The sequence below is a fragment of the Chryseobacterium sp. 14P4.3.2 genome (genome assembly GCF_057799275.1).
The window spans coordinates 1-24,050 of the sequence record NZ_JBYOKO010000028.1 but is presented as its reverse complement, the minus strand read 5'-3'; the positions used below and the strand labels follow the sequence as shown (position 1 = coordinate 24,050).

Below are 24,050 nucleotides of genomic sequence, written 5' to 3'. Positions count from 1 at the left end.
TGTATTTAGACTCACAATATTTTGTGAGTCTTTTTTTGTCCTATAATCTCAGAATTCTCAGAGCAAACCAGATAGAGGATCAGTCTCAAAAGTTGGGGGGAATGTTTAGTGGTTGTATCTTTGTCTTATGCTAAGCGATTACGACCTTCTTAAATGCTTACTTCCAGAATTTCTAGTTGAGCACTTTGATATCATCAAAATTTCAGGGATCATAATGGTGAACTTCATATTTATTTTGAAGAAAAAAGCAGCATTCCTGATGAATTACAAGATAGATTACTAAAGTCCAAAGGTTTTCTCCCTGAAATTATTGTAGATAAATTACCCAATAAGAGGTACAACTGTCAAATCATATGTGAAAAAGAAGAAGATGGACTGATAAGCACTCACGTGAAATCCTACAGAGAGATTGGGGTGTTGTAGCTAAAGGAACACGCATGACAAATGAATTTGCCGTCTTCTTAAAAAAAATTAGCAGACACTAAAGCTCTTCATCTCAAAGTTATAGCAGAATTTTTTGGTATCAAGGCTAAGACTTTCCAGAGACAATACAAGAATAAGGGATCAGGTGCAAAAGTGTTATTCAGACATTTTTCAGACATTTTTGAGTTCTATCACTTAACAGGCAGAAATAATTGATACTGATCCATTTTTATTAAGGCGCTACCGGGCATTGCTTTAATCCCAAATACATTTTTCATGGCATAGTATAGCTGCTTAGAAAGCAAAAAAACCGCTGTACTTACAACGGTTTAATTTATTTCTGAGAAATGCTCTTATTTTAATTGATAAGAATTTCCATTCCAAAGATATGTCTTAGAAGAACTTTTTTTTGTTTCCTTTTCTTTTTCATCCACCTCTACATCTTCCATTTTAAAGACAAATGCATCATGGATTCCCCCTTTATCATTAGGAAAAATATATACTTCACTGTGATAATAAACACCGGCATCTCCTACATTCATCAATTGTGGAAGTGCAACCAGTTTCTTGTCTTTAAAAAGAACATACTGATCATAACCTGCGATACCACAAGCTTCACCCGAAATCATTGCTTTTAAAGTAAACTCTACATTCTGCAGTTTATGATTGCTTTCAATATTGAAGGCAGCAGAACTCAACTCTTCTCCTTTTCCTGTATCAAAATAAACCTCATCAATCAGGTTATTTCCTTCCATTACTTTTATTCCGGCAATATTCTGCTTCTCAAAGCTATTCAATTCCTTAATTTTCTTACTTATTGTTTTTGAAAGGCCCAAAAGAAAATCATACCCATTTTTATTTCGATATCCTACACAAAGATTTCCTCCCCATACATATCCTTCAGAGGCTACGTCTCCTTTTTGATAAGAAATCTTATACCAATTTGCTTTTCTTTCTCCAAGCTGCAAAACAGGGACAGTTTCTTCTTTATTAAGAACCATTATTGTCTGGTTGCTCTGTAAAGAATCTAAAATTGGAGAATTGGCATCAGGTTCTTTTCTGACTCTTGTCCAGTTTGTGAAAATTTTCTGCGTTTTATTCTGTTCAAATCCAAAAATGCCATCTGCATATATTTCATTTTCCTGAGCTGTAAAAAACTGCAGCATCAGTAAACACCAAGCTGTCAATAAGGTTTTCATACTTGTGCGTGTGTTATTATTTTTCAAGTAACAGGCTCACCCATTCTTCGCGCTGCAACTGTTTTTTCAGCTCAAGACCACTTTCTCTGCACACTTCTAGGATATCATCCACATCAAAGAAACAAAGTCCTGAAAGCAACAGTTTACCTCCTTTATTCAATACTGAAACATAAGTAGGGATATCTGAGATCAGAATATTTCTATTGATATTAGCTAAAATAACATCAAAATTTTCATGTCCTAAGTTTTCAGCTGTACCTTGTTCTATATCTAGTTCTACACCGTTTCTTACTGAGTTCTCTTTTGAGTTTTCTACCGACCACTCATCAATATCAATTGCTTTTGTATCTCCGGCTCCCTGCTGTTTCGCATAAATTGCCAGCACAGAAGTTCCACATCCCATATCCAATACTTTTTTACCTGTAAAATTAATATCCATCATCTGTTGGATCATCAGGTGAGTTGTTGGGTGATGCCCCGTACCGAAAGACATTTTAGGCTGGATAATGATTTCATGCATTCCTGGTACAGACTCATGAAATTCTGCTCTGATCAATACTTTATCATCAATATTGATGGGTGAGAAATTTTTCTCCCATTCTTCATTCCAGTTGATATTTGGCATTTCTTCGAAAGAATAATCAATCTTTACATTCTCATTTTCAAAGATCGGAAGGGCTTTCAGCTGATCTTCATGAAACAAATCTGTCTGGATATATCCTAAAATTCCGTCAATTTCTTCTGTAAAACTGTCAAAACCTATTTCTATAAGCTCCGCCATTAATATCTCATTCCATGGTTGTAATGGAGAGATTTTGAAATTGAATTCTAAATAATTTTGCATGTAAGTAATTTACTGCAAAAATACTAATGTTATTATTGTTAAAAAAATAGAAGTGATAAGTTTTGGCTAAAGCCAGAGGATTTTTTATGGTTTTTTGTTAAATGGGCTAAAGCCCATTTCTATTGAATAATACAGGAGCGAAATATCGCGGTTTTCAAGATCACACAATTATTCTGTATTGGGAGGATTATTTTATAGAAATCCAATTCACCACCCTTTCTGGACAATATTTTTGCTAAAACCTGCCATGATCTATCATAAATAAAGCGGGCAAAAGCCCGCTCCTATTGATTTTTATTGTTGAGTTACCACTTCAAAAAAGCTGAGAAGCCATTTTCAATTTTCAACTCTCCATTTTTACCTTATTAAGGATTTGTTGAGAAAATAGAAGCATTAGCGATTAAAGCTCTTCTGTTCATTTTCAAAATATCTCTTACCCATTCTGCAAAGTCTTCCGGCTGTAATACTTTATCAGGATTCCCATCTGTCAGTCCTCCCTGAATACTCATATCGGAAGCGATTGTACTAGGGGTAAGTGTGATCACACGGATGTTTTGTTTTCTCCATTCTGCCATCATGGATTGTGACAAAGAAATTACTGCTGCTTTTGAAGCTGCATAGGCTGACATGTTAGGGCCGCCTTTCAAACCAGCTGTAGAAGCTACGTTTACGATGTCACCTTCACCTTTAGCTTTCATAAATGGATGAACTGCTTTAGCAGCATAATATACTCCGAATAGATTGGTATTAATAACCTGCTCCCAGGTTTCAGAAGGCATCTCTTCAATACTTCCGAAATCTCCGATCCCAGCGTTATTTATGAGAATATCAACACCTCCCAGCTGTTCTGCCAAAGATTCTATTCCAGCTTTTACCTGAATTTCATTGTCTACAGAAAAAACTGCATAGGCTGAGTTTACGCCTAATTTTTTGATCTCCTCAACTGCCATTTTAAGATTTTCTTCGTTTCGTCCTGTAATGGCAACGTTTACTCCTTCATTGGCTAAAGCAAGGGCTACAGCTTTTCCTAATCCTCTTCCACCACCTGTTACAATGGCATTTTTTCCGTTTATATTCATAGTAGTAATACTTTTCTTAATACAAAGTTACAAAAGAACCTTTTTACAAGACGGCGAATAAGGAGATTTAATAGTTTTTTAATGGTTTTTAAGATGTTGGGATCTATTAACTGTAAAAACAGTATCTTTTTTGTATCTTTTATGAATTAAAAATCCTATTTATTTTTCAATTGGTCAGGTATATTCGTTGTTACGAATCCTATTCCCTGTTTTTTCAGTTCATCATACACAGCAGTATCATTCACTGTCCATGCATTGGTAATTAATCCCATTGCTTTTGCTTCAGCAATCCAGCCAGTATTTTTCTGGAAGACACTGTAGTGGTAATCCATCCCATCCAGCCCTTCTTTTTTGATCTGCTCTGGTGAAAGTTCTCCGTTCAGATACTGAACTTTAAATGCCGGCGCCAGCTTCTTTATCTCTTTGCAGATATTCAAACTGAAAGAAATAAACTCGGTCTGAGATTCAAGTTTCATATCCCTGATCATTTTGATCGTCTTCTGAGTAATCTCATTTTCTATTTCCGGAGTCTTGGCAGGCTTGATCTCAACGATAAGCTTCACAGATGAGTCCTTTTTTCCCTGTTTCAAATAATCTTTTAAAGTAGGGAAATTTTCTCCATTGGATAGTTTCAACTGTGCCAATTCTTTGAAAGTAGTTTCTGCAATATCCATCTTTCCATGATGCTCATCATGATTGATGACCAATATTCCGTCTTTAGTCATTCTTACATCAAATTCCGACCCATAAACTTTTAATTTCTGGGCATTTTCCAATGATTTAAGAGAATTTTCCGTTGTAGCAGGCTGGGCCTGAAAATAACCTCTATGGGCAATGATCTGGGTTTGTGCTTTCATCAAAACTGTACTTAAAACTGCTAACCCTAAGATAAAATTTTTCATAATATAATTTAGATAATTAAAATAAAGTTCTGGAACTTTTTGATAAAGGTAAGTATTATTATAAAAACTGTAAACCACAAAAGTCTTCCAGAAGGGGCTTTTGTGGTTTATTATGTCTATTTTTCTTTATTAAAAACTATACTTTGCTCCAATCTGAATCTGGTATGGATTTCCGGATAAAGGAGCAAGTCCGTTACCGCTTACATTTTTAGTGTATTCAAACTGTCTGGTTGCCTGATTGAACTTGGTCACTTTGTATAAAGAGACGTTTCCATAAGATTCATTCACTCCCCATTCTTTATTAAGAAGGTTTGCTACGTTGAAAATATCTACAGAAAACTCAAATGCTCCTATTTTATCAAATTTTATTTTTTTGGATAAACGCACATCCCAAACGCCGTAAAATCCATTTTTACCGCCATTTCGTTCTGCAATTTTACCATTGTATTCGCTGATATAGTTTTTCAATGCCTGCCCCACCTGAGGATCATCTAAAATGGTTTGTGCAATATTAGGGAAGATATAGGCAAGATCATTGGAATCTACAAAATCTCCGTTGATATTTCCTCCTGCTGTTGCGGAGAAACGGGTCCCTCCCATTCCTGAATATCTTATTCCCAGAGAGAATCCTGCAATAGTAGGAGAGTTACCATAGATAACGACTTTATTTCGGAACTGATTATCGGAGTAAGACATTCTCAAATCTCTTGGGTCGCCCTGAACCAGGGTAGACAGGGTAGCAGAGTTTGCCACATTTCCATTGTAAGAGGTATTGTCTTTAATATCAGACCAGGTATAACTTGCAGTAATCTCTCCATCTTTCCAGTAACGGTAACTGGTGTCCGCTACCCAGGAAAACTGATTGACCTTACCATCACTTACCAACTCCAGTACTCTTCCGAAATTCTTATTGATTCTTCCGGCTTTCCAGTCGATATTTACGCTGTTGTTCGTGTTATTGGTGATTCCGGTGACAGGAACGAATACGCCTCTTCCATCCTCATTAGACAGCGTAAAGAATGGATTGGCCTGCATATTTCGGTCATAGTAAAAATAATTGTTTCTACCCAAAGCCATATATCCTGCAATTCCTACCCTGAATCTTTCGTTAAAGAAGTGAGTATAGGAGATATTGGCCTTATAAATGATTGGAATTTTTGCATCTTTCCCTGTATAATTGATGGTAGGAATCTGAAATTGCGCTAATGAAGGAACGTTTGCATAATTATCTCTGTAGCTATTGAAATCCGGGAACGGAACATCTTTACCGGTGACGTCCACTGTGGCAAGGTGCCTTCCGTCAAATACAAGGTTATTGATAATCATGTAATTGTTGATATCCGAAGAGAAGATCCCGGCTCCGAATTTAAGGAAGTCCTTGTTTTGCTCGTTGATATTCCAGTCAAACTGAAATCTCGGCTGGATCACAAATGATTTGATCTGGTTATCTGTTTTGATTCCCATTTCGTCATATAGCTTTTGGTTGAATTCAGCTTTCGGATAGCCTCCGTAATCCAACCTTAAGCCTGCCATTAAATCAAGTCCTTTTGCAATTTTTGCCTGAAACTGCCCGTAAACACCGATGTTCCAGATATTGGACCTTACAGACGGATCAGCTACTAAAGGAACTTCTCTGTAGTATCTGTAAGGGGTCATATTATCAAAATTGGTAAGCCCCTGAAACTGAAATCTTCCGTTCACTTCACTTCCATAGATTGATTTTGCATTGGTATACATCAAATCAGCACCAAAAGTATATTTTACTTTATCGGTATTGTAATATAAATTGTCTACGATCTGGAATACATTATTTCTAAAGCTTTCCTGCCCAAAACGGTGGCCTCCGATCTGAATATTGGTAGATCCCACTCCGGGAGCCGAAACATTTTCAACAATGGCTCTTGGAACAGGTTTTCCCAATTCAGCATTTTGGTAGCTGTCCTGAAAGGTATAAAGGTACTGCGCTTTCAGCTCGTTTGTTAAGTTAGGTTGCAGGTTTGACCTTAGCGTTAATAGTAAGCTGTTATCAAGGTTTTTGTCATTCCCGTAAGATTCAAAGAAATTAATACTGGTATTGTCAATCAGTCCGTTTTTATTAAGATCGGAAGTGAAGTTGTTTCTCAACGTTAGTAAATGTTTCTCATTGATCTGCCAGTCTAAACGCAAAAATGCGGCATCTGAATTTCTTCTTTTATCAAAAGTTCCGAACTGAGGTGTATTACCTACTCCATATTTAGATCTTGCAATATTCAAAAACTGATTAAGCGTTTCTGTTGTTGTATTAAATCTCTTCTCATCATCCGGAGATTTGATATCTGCAATAATTAATGGTCGTGAATCCAGCTGGTGGTCCCAAGCTACGAAGAAGTGTAGTTTGTTTTTGATGATTGGCCCTCCCAATGAAAATCCGAACTGAGAGGTAGAGAAATCATTTTGTCTTTTGTTTCCTCTGATATCATATGGACTGGAAAGCCAATTGGTTCTTAAATATTCCCATGCACTTCCCGAAAATTTATTGGTTCCTGATTTGGTAACAGCACTTACAGTTCCTCCCCCGCTTCTTCCTAGTGTAACATCATACTGGTTAGTGATAATTTTAAATTCACGTACCGCTTCTATGGAAATAGAGAAAGGAGCACCGCTTCGGCTGGTAGTAGCCCCTGCTGATGTAGGGTTTTTAGCAGTCATCCCATCAATGGTAAAATTGGTAGAGGATCCCAGCTGCCCGGACAAACTTCCTCCCTTTCCACTTAAAGGAGATAATTCCGCAAGATTGGCAAAGTTTCGCCCGTTTACCGGAAGCATACTTATATTTTTAGCTGAAATGGCTGTAGCCGCTCCGAGGTTTCCGATCTTATTTTTAAGATTTCCGGTAATTTTTACCTCCTCAATATGCTTTTCACTACCTAAATCCATGTTTACCGTAACCTGATCGCCGAAGTTGACATTATAACCTTCTTTTTTATCCTCGTTTACAATTACCGTATAAGGCCCTCCAAGAGGAATTTCTTTAAAGATATATTCTCCTTTTGAGTTCGTTTCAGTGACAGTCCGGAATCCGGTGGATTCGTTCACGATCGTTACTTTCACTTTTTCCTGAGCCGTACTTCCCGGCCCGGTTACTTTACCTACAATAGAAGCCTGTGTAGTCTGTGCATAAGCTAATGTTCCAAGCCCTAAAAACAATAATCCCAGTACAATCTTTACTTTTTTCATTTCTTCCGAAGTCTTTATATTTATTTTTAATGGTCATCAGGATCCTCTATTTTCACAATGTGAATGATTTTCAGAACATAGAGGTTACTCAAATAAGATGTGCAAAGGTATCTTGACTTTATCGGCTGTCTGTTTAAGGGAGTTTTAACATTTTTTTAATTAAATAGGAACATTATGTTAAATTACTTTTAACACTCGCTTTATACTCTACATAACCAGTCTGTTGAGGTGTATTACGTATTATTAATTTTCATGTATTATTTAATTCTGTTATTTTTTAAATGCGATTAGTTTAGTTATTTTTGCTCAAAAGATATAAAAGCAATGTCTGAAAATATTCAACAAAAGATAGAACAGCTCCGCAAAGAGCTTCACCAGCATAACGAAAACTATTATTTACTAGATACTCCTACTATTACAGATTATGAGTTTGATGTGCTTCTGCAGGAACTTCAGGATCTGGAGGCCAAACATCCTGAGTTTTATGATCAAAATTCTCCTACCATGCGTGTAGGTGGCGGTATTACTAAGGTTTTCCCTACTATTCAGCATAAATTCAGAATGTACTCTCTGGATAATTCTTATGATTTTGACGATCTTGAAGACTGGGAAAAAAGAATAATCAAAACAATTAATGATCCTGTAGAATTTGTTGCTGAACTAAAATATGACGGTGCTTCTATTTCTATTCTTTATGAAAATGGAAAACTTACACAGGCAGTAACTCGTGGAGATGGTTTTCAGGGGGATGAGATCACTCCTAATGTACGTACCATTTCAGATATTCCTTTAACATTAAAAGGTGATTTCCCTTCTCAGTTCTTTATGCGTGGTGAGATTTATCTGACGAGAAAAAACTTCGATAAACTGAATAAATTACGTGAGGAAGAAGGTCTAGACCCCTTCATGAATCCAAGAAATACAGCGAGTGGAAGTTTGAAAATGCAGGACAGTGCTGAGGTAAGAAAACGCAGCCTCTCTTCGGTACTATATCAGTTTATTTCTGATGAAGTTCCTGCAGATACGCATTGGGAATTGCTTCAAAAGGCTCAAAGCTGGGGCTTCAAGACATCACAGCAAGCGAAATTGTGTAAGACACTGGATGAGGTAAAAGAATTTATTACTTTCTGGGATACTGAGCGCCATAATCTTCCTTTTGAAATTGATGGTATTGTTTTAAAGGTTAATTCATTACAACAGCAAAGACAGCTTGGATATACTGCCAAATCTCCACGTTGGGCGATGGCTTATAAGTTTAAAGCTGAAAAAGTAGAGACCGAATTACAGAGTGTTTCTTATCAGGTAGGAAGAACCGGAGCTATTACGCCTGTTGCGAACCTTAAACCGGTTTTATTGGCAGGAACGATAGTAAAAAGAGCTTCTCTGCATAATGAAGATATCATCAAAAAACTTGATCTGCATGAGCATGATTTTGTTTATGTAGAAAAAGGTGGTGAAATTATTCCAAAAATCGTAGGTGTAAATACTGATAAAAGAACAGAGGAAAGCAGGGAAATAGAATATGTGAAAAATTGTCCGGAATGTGGAACTGAGTTGGTAAAAGTGGAAGACCAGGCTATCCATTTCTGTCCTAATGAACTTCATTGCCCTCCCCAGGTTGTAGGAAGAATGATTCACTATGTTTCCAGAAAGGCATTGAATATTGATAACCTTGGAAGTGAAACTATCGAGCAGTTATACAGGGAAAAACTTATTGAAAATCCTGCGGATTTTTATGTTTTAACGAAAGAACAGCTTCTTCCATTGGACAGGATGGCAGAAAAATCTGCTCAGAATATCATTACCGGAATTGAAAAATCCAAAGAAATTCCGTTTGAAAAGGTATTGTACGGAATCGGCATCAAACATGTGGGTGAAACCGTTGCTAAGAAATTGGTGAAAAACTTCCCTACGATAGAAGACCTGAAAAATGCCACAGCAGAGGAACTTTGCCAGGTAGAAGATATCGGAGGTAAAATTGCTGTAAGTATTGTAGAGTTCTTCCAAAATACAGAAAATATTCTGATGATTGAAAGATTGAAATCTTATGGAGTACAGCTTGAAAAGGGAGAAAGCACCAATGAGGTTTTATCAAATGTTCTGGAAGGAAAAACATTCCTTTTTACAGGGAAACTATCATTATTCACCAGAGAATCTGCTGAGGAAATGGTAGAAAAACATGGCGGGAAGAATATTTCGGCAGTTTCGAAAAACCTTAACTATCTTGTAGTAGGTGAAAAGGCAGGAAGCAAGCTGAAAAAAGCTCAGGACATCGGAACTATCGAAATCCTGGATGAACAGCAGTTTCTGGATTTGATTGAAAAATAACATTTTTTTTAAATAATTACAAAATAAACCATTAAGATATTCACTTAATGGTTTATTTTTGCAATCTATTCGATAATAATCAAAACTAAACCATGAAAAAAATCTATTTAATCATTTCGATGATTCTGTTTCCATTGTTTCAGGCTCAGACGTTGAATGTCGATACCTATTTGAAAACAAAATTGTTTACTTACGGAGCAACAAGTGATTCTAACGGAAACTTTATTACTCTGGATACAAATAATGATGGACAGATTCAACTATCGGAAGCTTCACTGGTTTATAAAATAAATATATCTGATCTTTCAAATGCTATTACAAGTTTATCAGTACTTACTGAATTTCCAAATTTAACTGAGCTAAAACTAACAAATCCTAATATATCCTCTACTCTGGTTTTCAGTAATTATACTACTCTTCAAAAATTAATTTTTTCAGGTGGAACTGTAGGTAACGTAACGATTGAAAACTGCAATGCTCTAAATATCGCACAACTTGGTAGCGCGGGAGACGTTATAAATATTCAGAACACTTCCTTACAAGAAATTTCTGTTTCCAACATTAATGGGTTTAATATTTCTGGACTTCCTAATCTTAAAAAATTATCATTGGGAGCTTCAACGATGACTTCTTTAAATTTAAGTAATCTCCCCGCGCTGGAAGAAGTAAATGTCAGTCAAAACCAATTTCTAACAAGTATTAATTTTGCCGGAGATACAGCTTTGAAAAAACTAGAATTATATCGTAATAAACTAAGCAGTCTTTCGATTCCTAATCCTTCTTTAGTAAACTATTTAAGTATAAGCTTCAATCTTTTCCAGACTTTTGACGTAACTCCTTATACTGGATTGGGAATGTTTCTTGCTAACGACAACCAAATCACAAGTTTGGACTTTAGTTCAAGTCCGCTGATTGGAATGCTTTATATTTACAATAATCAGCTTACTACATTAACACTTAATAATAATCCAGTTTTAGGTTATTTGTATGCCAATAATAATCATATAACTAATATTGCATTTGATCAGGCAAAAGGCTTAAAAGGTATTCAGGTAATGAATAATTCGCTTACGAATATTGATTTATCAAAGCAGACTATTCTGGATATTGCTGATCTTGATAATAACCTTACTTTACAGACTTTAAATCTTAAAAACGGAAAGCATAATTATCTTGGCATTGGCTTTTCAAATACACCACAACTGCAATATGTATGCACTGACCCTATAGAAACTAACTATATAATATCACAATTAGCATCCTATAATCAACCCAATGCTGTCGTAAATTCTTATTGTTCTTTCACACCAGGAGGTTCTTCTTATTTTATCCTTCAGGGTAAAACAAGATATGACATGAACACAAATGGATGCGACATTAATGACATGATAAAACCTTTTCAAAAATTCAATATTTTAGGGCAAAATATGGCCATTTCAGATGCGTCCGGATCTTATTCTTTCCCTCTGGTATACGGAACTAATACGATCTCCCCGATGTTGGAAAATCCTTCTTATTTTAACATTACGCCACCTTTATTCACTACCAATTTTCCAACACAGCCAAGTCCTTATACGCAGAACTTTTGTTTAACGGCCAATGGTACACATAATGATCTGGAAGTTGTTGTTATTCCTATACAGGCAGCCATTTCTGGATTTGATGCTCAATATAAAATCGTTTATAAAAACAAAGGAACAGAAACACAATCCGGAAATATATCTTTTAATTTTGATCATAACCGAATGACTTACCAGACTGCCACAACAGCTCCTGCCTCTCAGTCTACGGGAGTACTCAACTGGAATTTCACGAATCTTCTTCCTTTTCAATCAAAGGAAATCACCGTTACGGTAAAATTAAACAATCCCACACAGAACCTACCTCTCAATAGTGGTGATACCCTGTATTATACAACACAAATCAACGGAGCAACAGATGAAACACCAACTGACAACAATTTCACCCTAAACCAAACCGTTGTCAATTCTTTTGACCTTAATGATAAAACTTGTCTGGAAGGAACTTCCATTGCACAAACAAAGGTTGGAGATTATGTACATTATCTGATCCGATTTGAAAATAAAGGAACGGCCAATGCCAAAAATATTGTTGTAAAGGATGAAATTGATACATCAAAATTTGATCTATCCTCTGTAGTTGCACTCAATGGAAGCCATAATTTTATAACAGAAATTAAATCACCGAATATTGTGGAGTTTATTTTTGAAAATATTCAACTGCCTTTTGATGATGCTAATAATGATGGATATGTAGCCTTTAAAATAAAGACAAAATCCACTTTAAATGCTGGAGATACTTTCAGTAATACCGCCAAAATCTACTTTGATTATCATGCTCCTATTATCACCAATACCTTCACTACAGCTGTTGAGACCACATTAGCCACTTCTGAAGTGAAGAACGATAAGAATGCGGTAAGTATTTATCCTAATCCGGTAAAAGAAACCTTATTGATTCAATCTAAAAATGAAGTGACTAAGGTTGAAATTTACGATGCAGCCGGAAGAATTGTGACTTCTACAGGAACAAAAGGAAATGCTGTGAATGTTTCTGATCTGCCCAAAGGAAACTATATTATAAAAATGTTTACTAAAGATAAAACTACCGTACAGAAGTTTATTAAAGACTAAACTTATCAAGGGTATTATAACACAAAAGCTGCAAAAATGATTTGCAGCTTTTTTTATTTGAAAATGAAATAATATCTGTCTTATTTGAAATCTATTTAACCGGTTTGTAATGTATAGATTTTCAAATAAATAAATAAATAAATAAATAAATTATCACGATTCTTTATTCAAAGCTTTCTGAAAGATTAAAACCTCTTCCTGACTAAGCCCATCTAAGGTAATCGTACGTTTTCCAGTGCTAAAAAAATCCGGATAACAGATCAGTTCAACAGAATTTCCATTAATATGAAATTCTCTCAGAACTGTTGGTCTTTTGGTATTCCTTCTATCTGAATTGAATGTCAGATTAATAAAAACCCATGGAATAAAATAAAAATACCGTGGAAACAGAAACATAGAATTCTGATTAATCAGAATATCAAAACTGCCCCACTGAGATCTTTTATTATAATGCAGGGTTCCTTTATTTACAGTAACAGTTGTTCCAGAAATGTTTTTTATGATCACTGCATTGGGCTGCTTATACTTTTTAATAATCTTTGCTTTCTGAAAGAAGAAGAAAATTGCTAAAATGATAAAAATTACCAGACCTGACAAAGGCAGATAAAAAAAGGGGTCTGTTGACATTGAAAAATTAAGATTTAAAATTGAGAAAAAATAAGATCTATTTTTATTCAAATATATAACAATAATCCTACACAACCGGCAGTCTGAAATAAAATGTACTTCCGTTATTCAGGGAACTCTTCACCCCAATCTCACCTTCCTGTTTTTCAATGAAATTTTTTGAAATGGCCAATCCCAGTCCGGTCCCATTCTGATGTTCACCGGGAACCTGGAAATAACGGTCAAAGATCTGGCGGTGGTACTTCTCATCAATTCCACTTCCGGTATCCGTAATGCTGAATTGAATAAATGAGTTCCGTTTTTCCACTACAATCTTTATTCCTTCATCTTGAAATGAATGTTTTACCGCATTGGTCAGAAAATTATTCATCACCCAGACGGTTTTACCAAAATCAGCAGATACAAAATCACTTTCCTCCAGCAGATACTCGGTACTGATTGGGATATTTTTTTGTTCGGCAAGTTTTTCCACATTTTTTACGGCAGTCTCTACGATTTCTTTTGGAGAGCATTTTTCTATAGTTAAACGGATATTTCCGGATTCAACCTGGGAAAGATTCAGCAGTTCTCCAGTGATATCCAGCAAACGCTGACCGTCTTCATTGATGCTTTTCAGAAGTTCCTGCTGCTGCTCATTCAATGCTCCGAATTTTTGGTTTCCGAGCAGCTGCACTCCCATTTTTATAGCTGAAATCGGAGTTTTCAGTTCATGCGAAATGGTAGCTATGAAATTGGTTTTAGCAAAATCCAGTTCTTTGAAAGGCGTAATATTTCTTAATAAAATTACTTTTCCGATATATTTTTTTTCCTTTTCTCCGGTTTTTACAATATTGATGGGAATGATATCCTGTTCAAAATAGTTTTCTTTATTATCTCTGACAATCTTAATGGGATCTTTTATCGGGTGATCTATATTTTTAAGCAATTCTCTCATCAAGTCATTATTTATAGCCACTTCATGAGCTGTTTTTCCAATAATATCCTCTTTGTGAAGGTTTGTAATCTTCAATGCTTCGTCATTGATCATATAGATAAAATGATTTTCATCCAGTCCAATGACAGCATCATGCATATTGTTAACCAGAGTTTCAATCCTTTTTTTCTCCATCAGCTGCCTGGAAAGGCTGCTGCTTTCGTATTCCTGAAGTTTTTCGGCCATCACATTAAAGGATTCGGCAAGGCTGTTGAATTCTTCACTTCCTTTAAAATGAACTCTCTCATTATAGTTTTTATCGGCAATCTGTCTGATACTGAACGTCAATTGTTTGATAGGCTCTGCAATAGTCTGAGGTAAATTGAAAAGCAGTGTAAAAGCAATCAGAAAACATACGGTTCCCAAACTTACAATCCAGAAAGTGGCATTCTCTGCTGTAATGATCGCAATATCACTCTTCCGTTCTATGCCTTTCATATTTAAAGACATAATCTTGGCCAGATCTTCCCGAATCAGTTTCTCTTTGTTGGTTGAGGGTTCTTTCAGATAACTGCTGAAATGCAGGTTTAAATTCTGAGTGGCTTCTTTTTCTCCAAATTCTGTAAGGTTCTTTTCCTGCAGTTGATTATTTTTCTGAAAATCAGCGATTGCTACCGTGCTGTCTGTACTGATATTGTCCAGCGCAAGAAGCATATTTTTAGAAAATTCCAGACTGTTGTAATTGGCCGTAAGAATTTTTTCGGTATCGGATTTTAGTTTATTAATGTATACAGAACCTATTACTGAAAGCAAAACAATCAGCAGAAATAAAAGGCCAACACCTAGGGTAAGTTTCGTTTTAAGTTTCATTACTTTTAAGATAAAATAATAATATCTATCTGTTTTTCATTGAGCCTGTTCATCAGGGTATAGATCCAGCTATAGCCTAAGAGCCGCTGCCAGAATCTTGCATGAGGTTTCCCAATACAGACTGTAGTGATATTGTGAGCGATCACATACTCCAGAATTCCATTATGAATACTGCTTTCTTTAATCCTGACTACTTTGGCTCCCAATTCCTGTGCTAAATTAAAATTATTAATTAGATACCGCTGTTTGTCCAGTGCTATTTTTTCAGGATTTTCGGAGGGTTTCTGAATATATAAAACAGTCCACGAACTATTGTAATAACTGGCCAGTCTTGCTGTTTTCCTAATAATTGTTTTTGCAATCTTTTCATTACTGCTGATGCAGGCAAGGAATTTCACGGGTTTAAAGTTCTCAGTTTTGATTTCAGTTTCTACCTTTCTCTCTACATGCGTAGCGACTTCCTTTAAAGCGAGCTCGCGAAGCTGAAGAATATGTCCGCTCTGAAAAAAATTACTGAGTGCAGTCTGAATTTTCTCCTTTTTATAGATCTTTCCCTCCTTCAAACGGGTCAGCAGTTCATCGGCAGTAAGGTCTATATTCACCACTTCGTCGGCAAATGCTAAAATCTTATCCGGAACCCTCTCTGTCACTTCCACTCCGGTAATTTTCTTTACTTCTTCATTCAGACTTTCGATATGCTGGATATTCATGGCACTGATGACATTGATTCCGTTATCCAGGATTTCAAGTACATCCTGCCATCTTTTTTTATTCTTGGCACCTTCTACATTGGTGTGCGCCAATTCATCCACCAACACCACTTCCGGGTGTTCGTTGATAATCCCCTGAAGATCCATTTCTTCAAGACTTTTTCCTTTATAAAAAACAGATTTTCTTTCAATTTCGGGAATACCTTCTACCAATGCTACGGTCTCTTCCCGATCATGGGCTTCAATATAACCAATCTTTACATCAATGCCGTTTCGTAAAAGAGAATGAGCTTCCTGAAGCATACGGAAAGTCTTCCCTACGCCTGCACTCATCCCGATATAAATCTTGAATTTACCTTTCCGGGATTTCTGGATCAGTTCTAAAAAATGTTTTGCTGATGACATTGATTATTACTTTTTACCGTATTAAGTTATTGTATTTTTTTTAACCATCCTATCAAATCTTTGATGGGTAAGTACTCCAAAAGGAGAGGTATCTTCACCTCTCCGATTGAAATATTTATCTAAGCTGGAAGTTTTCATCCTTCAATTTAAAACCAAACTGCCAGGCTTGTTGTAATGAAAAAGTTTCCTTTTTTAATTTCATTATCTTTTACAAAAATGGCATCTTTAGAGGTAAATCCTCTTGCCTCTGTACGGAATATCACATTCTTTAATACAGCATAATCTACATTCAATGAATATCCAAATGTCTGAAAACCGTCAGGACTTCCTGTGTTGATAATAACTCCATTTTTATCATTATAATACTCCAATCTTCCTGCCAATGCCCATTTATTATCGAGTTGATATTTCATCTGAACATTCGGACTGTACCAGATGTTATACTGGTCACTTCCTTTTGATTTCTGTTCGGCTCCGATATCAAAGCCCAGCAAAGCTGAAAACTGTTCTGTCAGCTGAAACGTTCCATATAAATCATGGAAATAACGCATTCTTTTATCTTCCTTTACTTTATCATTCCCAATGAATGAACTGCTGTTCAGCGTCATCTTATCATTGAGTTTGTAAGTCAGCTGATGCCCGAAAGATATACTCTGATTGCCTTCCGGTTTGGCAATACGTTGCCAGCCATTAAGGACAAGCCCGCTCAAAAACCATTTTCCGCTATCAGAGGTGTAGGAAACTTTGGCTCCCGTCTCGAAATACGGAGAGTTTTCAGCAGCAAAGCTCCTTGTCAGGTTGATATTATCTTTTCCTATAGCACTTTCCCAACCGATATGGGAGGGCATGATTCCTACATCAACCCATAAATTTTTGTTTCCGGAAATTTTGAGTCCTATGTTTGCTTCGTTTACATACCGTAATCCATCCTGTTCTGCTGACATATTATCCTGTGCATAAGCACCAGCCATCAGGGCTAGATTAGCACGAAGATTATCACTTTGGTAAGCAGCTTTTACAAGTCCCAGATTAAGATTCACTTCATTATGTCTGTTATATGAGTATAAAAAATTCTGACGGAGATGGCTGGTTGGATTATTAAAATCATAAGTATAAAAAAGTTCTGCATACGCTGAAAATGTAACTTTATGAGATGCTTTTAATGAATCCGATGACTGCGCTTTTGAGAAAACAATTCCTAATAAAGCACTTATAACTAGATATTTTTTCACTTTAATTTTCATGTATCTGAATACATAACAGAAGTAAGTAAAAGGTTAAGCTTTCTGCTATGTAATAAATTAAATTATTTTAATTGGTCCAAAGCGATATTAAGCTTCAAAACATTTACTTTTGAGGGTCCGAAAAGGCCTAAGAACGGCTTCTCAGTTTGGGTATTGATAAGGCTATTGATCTGCTCTACTGATAGATTTCTCACTTTTGCTATTCTCTTTGCCTGATATAAAGCTCCTTCTTCTGAGATATCCGGATCTAATCCGCTTCCACTTGCCGTGGCAAGTTCTACAGGAACCTTAGTATTTCCCATTTCAGGGTTTTGCATTTTTAAAGTATCAATCCTTTTTTGCACAGTTTCAAGATATTCTTCATTACTTGGTCCCTTATTGCTTCCTCCACTTCCTGCAGCGTTGTAGTTTACAGATGAAGGACGCCCATGAAAGTACTTTTCAGATTTAAATTCCTGCCCTATATTGGCATAGAACTTCTGCCCTTTATAATGAATAACTTCTGCATTTCCCTGGGTAGGTAATATTTTAGATCCTCCATAAACAAAAGCCAGATAAAGACCTGTGGCCACCAACATGACAAGAGTCAGTCTGAATGCTGAAACAATATAATTTTTCATTTTTTAAATTTTAATAGAATAAACTGATTACCAAGTCAATGATTTTGATTCCGATGAACGGAACAATTACCCCGCCCAGACCATATATCAGAAGATTTCTTCTCAATAATGCACTTGCACCAATCGGTTTGTAGGCAACTCCTTTCAACGCCAGCGGAATAAGGAACGGAATGATCAGAGCATTGAAAATAACCGCTGATAATATTGCTGTTTCAGGACTGTGAAGATTCATAATATTCAGCTTCTGAAGTGAAGGAATAAAAGTGATAAAGAGTGCCGGGATAATGGCAAAATACTTCGCTACATCATTGGCAATACTGAAAGTCGTTAATGTCCCCCTTGTCATCAACAGCTGCTTTCCGATTTCCACGATTTCTATCAGCTTTGTTGGGTCATTATCCAGGTCCACCATATTACCAGCTTCTTTGGCAGCCTGTGTTCCGCTGTTCATGGCCACCCCTACATCGGCCTGTGCCAGTGCCGGAGCATCATTGGTACCATCCCCCATCATGGCTACCAGTTTACCTTCCTGCTGTTCTTTTTTGATGTAGTTCATCTTATCTTCCGGTTTGGCTTCAGCGATAAAATCATCTACTCCAGCTTTTTCCGCGATAAATTTTGCAGTTAAAGGGTTATCTCCTGTTACCATTACCGTTTTCACTCCCATTTTTCTCAATCTCTGGAAACGTTCCTGGATTCCTGTTTTAATGATATCCTGAAGCTCGATCACTCCCCATACTTTTTCATTAACGGATACGACCAGCGGGGTACCTCCGTTTTCAGAAATTTTCGTAACCGCCTCCTGAGTTTCCTGAGGGAAGATGTTCCCGGTTTTTTCGGTCAGCTTTTTTATCGTATCATAAGCTCCTTTTCGGATTCTTGTATCTTCAAAGTCAATTCCTGAAGTTCTGGTTTCAGCTGAAAAGTCAATATAAGTAGGATTTGGAACCAATAAATCTGCTGATTTTAATGAACTCAGTTCAATAATTGATTTTCCTTCCGGTGTTTCATCAGCTACAGAACTTAATGCAGCAGCCTTAATAAATTCTTCCAGTTGAATTCCGTTTGCAGGATGAAACTGCGTTGCTTTACGGTTTCCGATAGTAATAGTTCCCGTTTTATCAAGCAGCAGAACATCTATATCTCCCGCAGTTTCTACTGCTTTTCCACTTTTGGTAATGACATTGGCTCTCAGTGCCCTGTCCATTCCTGCAATTCCAATTGCTGAAAGTAAACCTCCAATCGTCGTAGGAATAAGGCAAACGAAAAGTGAAATAAATGCCGCAATTGTAATCGGCGTCTGTGCATAATCTGCAAATGGCTTTAATGTAAGGGTAACAATAATAAACGTAAGGGTAAATCCTGCTAAAAGTATGGTTAATGCGATTTCGTTGGGTGTTTTCTGTCTTGATGCCCCTTCTACAAGAGCAATCATTTTATCCAAAAAGGATTCTCCGGGTTTAGTGGTTACTTTTACTTTGATTCTGTCTGACAGTACTTTTGTACCTCCTGTTACGGAACTTTTGTCTCCTCCGGCTTCACGGATTACGGGAGCACTTTCTCCGGTAATGGCAGACTCATCAATGGTAGCAAGACCTTCAATGATTTCACCATCCATTGGAACCTGATCTCCTGCTTCACAAAGGAAAATATCACCTAATTTCATTTCAGCAGACATTTTCAGTGAAGTTTCTACCTGAAATCCGGGTTTGTTATCAACCACCAGTTTGGCAGGAGTTTCTTCCCTTGTTTTTCTGAGTGTATCAGCCTGCGCTTTTCCTCTTGCTTCGGCAATGGCTTCTGCAAAATTGGCAAACAGAACGGTTAAAAATAAAATAACAAATACTAAAAAGTTGTAGGAAAAGCTTCCCTGTGTTTTGTCACCAGTCAAGCTGAACATGCTTACAATAAACATGACAATTGTTCCGATTTCCACCAGAAACATTACTGGATTTTTAAACATAATTTTCGGATTCAGTTTTACGAAGGACTGTTTAATGGCTTCGTTTACCAAATCTTTCTGAAACAATGTTTGTGAGTTATTTTTCATTTTTTTGAAAAAGTTTTTATTATTGTAAATCAATAGTAACCATCAAGGCCGGCCAAAACTATAAGAAGTAGGAATGGATAATATTAAAGTGAACGTTTCAGTAAGTTTCAGACTAGCTTCTCAAACTTTTCGGTTTCCTTAATGGTTGTATATTGATTTTAATTTTTAATGTTCATATTTATTTAGAGAAGTATTGAATCTGCTCTGCAATCGGTCCTAATGTCAATGCAGGGAAGAAAGACAATGCAGCAATAAGTAAGATCACAGCCAGGGTCATAAATCCAAAAGTTGCCGTATCTGTTTTCAGTGTTCCGGCACTTTCCGGGATAAATTTCTTCTGTGCCAATAATCCCGCTATCGCTATCGGTCCTATGATCGGAATGAAACGTGACAACAGCAGTACAATTCCTGTTGAAATATTCCACCATGGTGTATTATCACCTAATCCTTCAAATCCGGATCCGTTATTCGCTGAAGAGGAAGTGAACTCGTACAGCATTTCACTGAAACCATGAAAGCCCGGATTATTCAATGTTTTGGCTCCAAATTCCGGTAAATAAGCGGTCAAAGCTGTTCCCACAAGAATCAGGAAAGGATGGAATAAGGCTACAATCATGGCAATCTTCATTTCTTTAGCCTCAATCTTTTTCCCCATAAATTCCGGAGTCCTTCCTACCATCAGACCACTGATAAATACGGCAAGAATGATAAAGATGAAATAATTCAGGATTCCCACACCACAACCACCATAGAAGCAGTTGATCATCATAGCAAGCAATTCATTCATCCCCGAAAGAGGCATCGTACTGTCATGCATAGAATTCACAGATCCTGTTGAAATAACTGTGGTTGCAATACTCCAGTATCCGGAGGCGGCACTTCCAAAACGGATCTCTTTACCTTCCATAGCACCGAGACTGCTGTCTGCTCCCATTCTTGTAATCAGAGGATTTCCGCCTGTTTCATTTACCACATTCGGAACAGCAAGTGCCAGAAAACCGACTGTCATTACTGTAAAAATAACCCAGGACAGTTTTCTTTTATTTAAATAAAAACCCAGCGCAAATACCAATGCAAAGGGAATGATCATTTGGGTGACCATCTCTGTCATATTGGTAATATAATTGGGATTTTCAAGCGGATGTGCTGAATTAGCTCCAAAAAAACCACCTCCATTGGTCCCTAAATGTTTAATCGCAACAAAAGCAGCTACAGGACCTCTGGAAACATCAATCTTCTGTCCTTCCAGTGTCGTTATATGATCTTTTCCTTCAAAAGTCATTGGACTTCCGTTCATAGAAAGGATAAAAGCAACAATTATACTGATAGGAATCAGTATTCTGATCATTGATTTTGTAAAAAAATCATAGAAGTTCCCCAGTTCTGTGCTTGTTTTTTCTTTAAAAGCTTTAAAAAGAACAGCCATTGCAGCCATTCCCGTTGCAGCAGTTACAAACTGCAGAAACATCAGATAAAGCTGGCTAAGATAACTTACTCCTGTTTCCCCTGAATAGTGCTGTAAATTACAGTTTACCAGGAATGAAATGGCCGTATTAAAAGCCAGATCAGGTGACATATTGGGATTTCCATCCGGATTTAAAGGAAGCCACGCCTGATTGAGTAAAAGAAGAAATCCAATGATGAACCAAATCAGATTAATCGTCAGCATGGCATACATATTCTGTTTCCAATTCATCTGACGGGCGGGATTGATTCCCGATAATTTATAAATTAACTTTTCAACCGGTCCAAAAAAAGGATCTAAAAAAGTTTTTTTATGTCCATAAACATTAGCGATATACTTACCTAAAAATATCCCGATAACTAATGTAACAGCAAACATTGCTATAATGCCTAAAATTTCTGTATTCATGACCGTTTAAAATTTTTCAGGTTTTATTAAAACATAACAGATATACACAAAGGCAAGTATTGAAAGGAAAAATAAACTCCACATAATTTATATTCTATCAAAAAATTCAACTGATTTATATAAAAGCCAAAACAACACTGCAAATAGCAGAATTAAACTTATGAGCATCATATCTTTATTATTAAGATTAAAAGAGTCAACAATACATACGATACAAGCAGCAGACTAAAAGTTGAGTGCCCCCGTTTTTTAAACGTTTTTCTTGAAATTGTCATTTTTAAATATTTTATTCTATTCCTATATTCCAAAAGAAGATCCAATCTAGAATAATGTTAATTAAAATATTGATTTACAAAGAATTAAACCACAAACAAAAAGGTTGTAAAAACAGAAAAGCCTATCAAAATGATAGGCTCTTTATTAAAATGATAAAAGATTTATTTTATTCCGTATTCTTCCAGTTTACGGTACAGCGTAGCTATTCCAATCTCTAATAACCGGGCAGCTTCCGCTTTATTTCCTTTGGTATATTCTAATACTTTCTGTATGTGTATTTTCTCCAACGACCGGATGCTTAGAGAATCGCTTTCCAGAACTTGTTTTTCTGAATAATGAGGAAGACTTTTGGCATCAAGAATATTATCGTCCATTAAAATAAGACTTCTTTCCACGGCATTTCTCAGCTCACGAATGTTTCCTTTCCAGTCATTTACTTCAAGCCTTTTATAATAATCAGGATTCACCTGAACCGATGTTAAATGAAGTTTATGAGAAAAAAGATCAATGAAATTCTTGGTAAGCATTTTCAAATCTTCTTTTCTACTGCGTAAGGGAGGCAGAGTAATCTCAAACACATTCAGCCTGAAATAAAGGTCTTCTCTGAAATTCCCATGTTTTATTTCGGTTTCTAAATCTCTGTTAGTTGCAGCAATTAATCTAAAATCAGACTTTGAAACTTTTGTTTCACCCATTTTGATAAACTCCTTTGTTTCCAATACTCTGAGAAGTTTTGCCTGAAGCTCTATGGGCATCTCTCCAATTTCATCCAAAAATAATGTTCCGCCGTTTGCTTCTTCTATCAGTCCCTTTTTATCTTTCAAGGCTCCTGTAAAAGCCCCCTGCTTATGACCGAAAAGTTCACTCTCCAGGATTTCTTTACTGAATGCAGAACAATTGATCGCTACAAAATTATTTTTATTTCTGTCACTTCCTTCATGAATAGCGCAGGCAAAAACTTCTTTCCCTGTCCCTGTTTCACCTGTTAAAAGGACAGCAGCATCCGTTAAGGCTACTTTCTCTGCCAATTTTTTAGCCTGCAAAATTAAAGGAGACTTACCAATGATCTTTTCAAATCCTTTTGCCATGCATGTCTGCTGAACAGTTCGCGATCTGTTATCTTTTACTTTATCGAGTGCCTTGTACACCAGTGGTATAATCTTATCATTATCATCACCTTTTACAAGATAATCATAGGCTCCATTTTTCATGGCTTGAACGGCATCCGTTATATTTCCAAATGCAGTCATCAGAATAATTTCCAAATGTGGATATTTGCTCTTAACAGACTGTACCAATTCAACTCCAAAAGCATCAGTAAGCCGGACGTCGCTCAGCACCACATCAAAATCATGCTGCTCCAGCATTGTCATCGCTGAACGTGCTGTAGAAGCTTCTTTTACATTAAAATTTTCTTGAGAGAGGATCATTCCTAATAGTTTAAGAAGCTTGATCTCATCATCGATGATCAGAATGTTTCCGGACATATAATTATTTTTGGAAAGCCAGTACAAACTTATTGAATTTATTCGAGTAAAACAGACTTGTACAGTGAAATACTTTTTAGTAAGATTAAGGACTAAAATCATTTATCGGCCTGAACTTGTCTTTAAAGAAAAAAATTTCTTATCGTTAGAATGTTAGTGGTCTTTGTCATTGCGTAAGAATCTACAATGAATAATGGAAAATGGAGAATGGAAAGTTGAGAATAAATATAAATGTGTTTTTATCATAAGGAAGGAGTTATAAGAAAGACTATCCTTATTCAATAGAAGCGGGCTTTAGCCCGGTTGATATAGATTATGATTAGACTAGAT

16 protein-coding genes are annotated in these 24,050 nt (G+C 36.3%); 2 read left to right on the top strand and 14 right to left on the bottom strand.

The window, feature by feature from the left end; all coding sequences use genetic code 11:
- Positions 1–776: 776 nt before the first annotated feature.
- The 5 genes from AC27VX_RS22980 to AC27VX_RS22960 form a co-directional block, all read right to left on the bottom strand.
- The gene (locus tag AC27VX_RS22980; RefSeq protein ID WP_236857738.1) at positions 777–1,622 is read right to left on the bottom strand and encodes an SH3 domain-containing protein; all 846 of its coding nucleotides are present in this window, start codon (positions 1,620–1,622) and stop codon (positions 777–779) included.
- Positions 1,623–1,638: 16 nt separating this feature from the next.
- On the bottom strand, positions 1,639–2,466 hold the full coding sequence (prmA, locus tag AC27VX_RS22975; protein WP_488698230.1) for a 50S ribosomal protein L11 methyltransferase: 828 nt from the start codon (positions 2,464–2,466) through the stop codon (positions 1,639–1,641).
- Positions 2,467–2,831: 365 nt separating this feature from the next.
- Positions 2,832–3,545, bottom strand: a complete 714-nt coding sequence (locus tag AC27VX_RS22970) for a 3-ketoacyl-ACP reductase (protein ID WP_236857736.1) — start codon at positions 3,543–3,545, stop codon at positions 2,832–2,834.
- A gap of 155 nt (positions 3,546–3,700) precedes the next feature.
- Positions 3,701–4,447, bottom strand: coding sequence for a glycerophosphodiester phosphodiesterase (locus AC27VX_RS22965; RefSeq protein ID WP_236857735.1), 747 nt, complete (start codon positions 4,445–4,447; stop codon positions 3,701–3,703).
- A 129-nt stretch (positions 4,448–4,576) separates the two neighbouring features.
- A complete protein-coding gene (locus AC27VX_RS22960) occupies positions 4,577–7,663 on the bottom strand; it encodes a TonB-dependent receptor (protein WP_236857734.1) in 3,087 nt (1,028 codons plus the stop codon).
- A 324-nt stretch (positions 7,664–7,987) separates the two neighbouring features.
- On the opposite strand from AC27VX_RS22960, the gene ligA reads away from it, so the two are divergent.
- Both ligA and AC27VX_RS22950 read left to right on the top strand, forming a co-directional pair.
- Complete coding sequence (gene ligA / locus AC27VX_RS22955; protein ID WP_236857733.1) at positions 7,988–9,991, top strand: NAD-dependent DNA ligase LigA; 2,004 nt, start codon at positions 7,988–7,990, stop codon at positions 9,989–9,991.
- A gap of 92 nt (positions 9,992–10,083) precedes the next feature.
- Positions 10,084–12,645, top strand: a complete 2,562-nt coding sequence (locus AC27VX_RS22950; protein WP_488698224.1) for a DUF7619 domain-containing protein — start codon at positions 10,084–10,086, stop codon at positions 12,643–12,645.
- 153 nt (positions 12,646–12,798) lie between these two features.
- Here AC27VX_RS22950 and AC27VX_RS22945 read toward each other — a convergent pair whose 3' ends face one another.
- From AC27VX_RS22945 to AC27VX_RS22905, 9 genes are all read right to left on the bottom strand, one after another.
- Positions 12,799–13,272: a hypothetical protein gene (locus AC27VX_RS22945; RefSeq protein WP_300690348.1), complete on the bottom strand. Its 474-nt coding sequence runs from the start codon at positions 13,270–13,272 to the stop codon at positions 12,799–12,801.
- Between the two features lie 67 nt (positions 13,273–13,339).
- Complete coding sequence (locus AC27VX_RS22940; protein ID WP_488698222.1) at positions 13,340–15,055, bottom strand: ATP-binding protein; 1,716 nt, start codon at positions 15,053–15,055, stop codon at positions 13,340–13,342.
- Between the two features lie 5 nt (positions 15,056–15,060).
- Positions 15,061–16,170: a sensor protein KdpD gene (locus AC27VX_RS22935; protein WP_236857729.1), complete on the bottom strand. Its 1,110-nt coding sequence runs from the start codon at positions 16,168–16,170 to the stop codon at positions 15,061–15,063.
- 146 nt (positions 16,171–16,316) lie between these two features.
- On the bottom strand, positions 16,317–17,414 hold the full coding sequence (locus tag AC27VX_RS22930) for a porin (RefSeq protein ID WP_488698220.1): 1,098 nt from the start codon (positions 17,412–17,414) through the stop codon (positions 16,317–16,319).
- 62 nt (positions 17,415–17,476) lie between these two features.
- Positions 17,477–18,034, bottom strand: coding sequence for a K(+)-transporting ATPase subunit C (gene kdpC, locus AC27VX_RS22925; protein WP_488698218.1), 558 nt, complete (start codon positions 18,032–18,034; stop codon positions 17,477–17,479).
- A gap of 10 nt (positions 18,035–18,044) precedes the next feature.
- On the bottom strand, positions 18,045–20,084 hold the full coding sequence (gene kdpB, locus AC27VX_RS22920; protein ID WP_236857726.1) for a potassium-transporting ATPase subunit KdpB: 2,040 nt from the start codon (positions 20,082–20,084) through the stop codon (positions 18,045–18,047).
- Positions 20,085–20,262: 178 nt separating this feature from the next.
- Complete coding sequence (kdpA, locus tag AC27VX_RS22915; RefSeq protein WP_488698216.1) at positions 20,263–21,957, bottom strand: potassium-transporting ATPase subunit KdpA; 1,695 nt, start codon at positions 21,955–21,957, stop codon at positions 20,263–20,265.
- Between the two features lie 6 nt (positions 21,958–21,963).
- A complete protein-coding gene (locus AC27VX_RS22910) occupies positions 21,964–22,041 on the bottom strand; it encodes a potassium-transporting ATPase subunit F (protein WP_077415921.1) in 78 nt (25 codons plus the stop codon).
- A 353-nt stretch (positions 22,042–22,394) separates the two neighbouring features.
- Positions 22,395–23,720 (bottom strand): sigma-54-dependent transcriptional regulator, encoded by a 1,326-nt coding sequence (locus tag AC27VX_RS22905; RefSeq protein WP_236857724.1) that lies wholly within the window; start codon positions 23,718–23,720, stop codon positions 22,395–22,397.
- Positions 23,721–24,050: the final 330 nt, after the last annotated feature.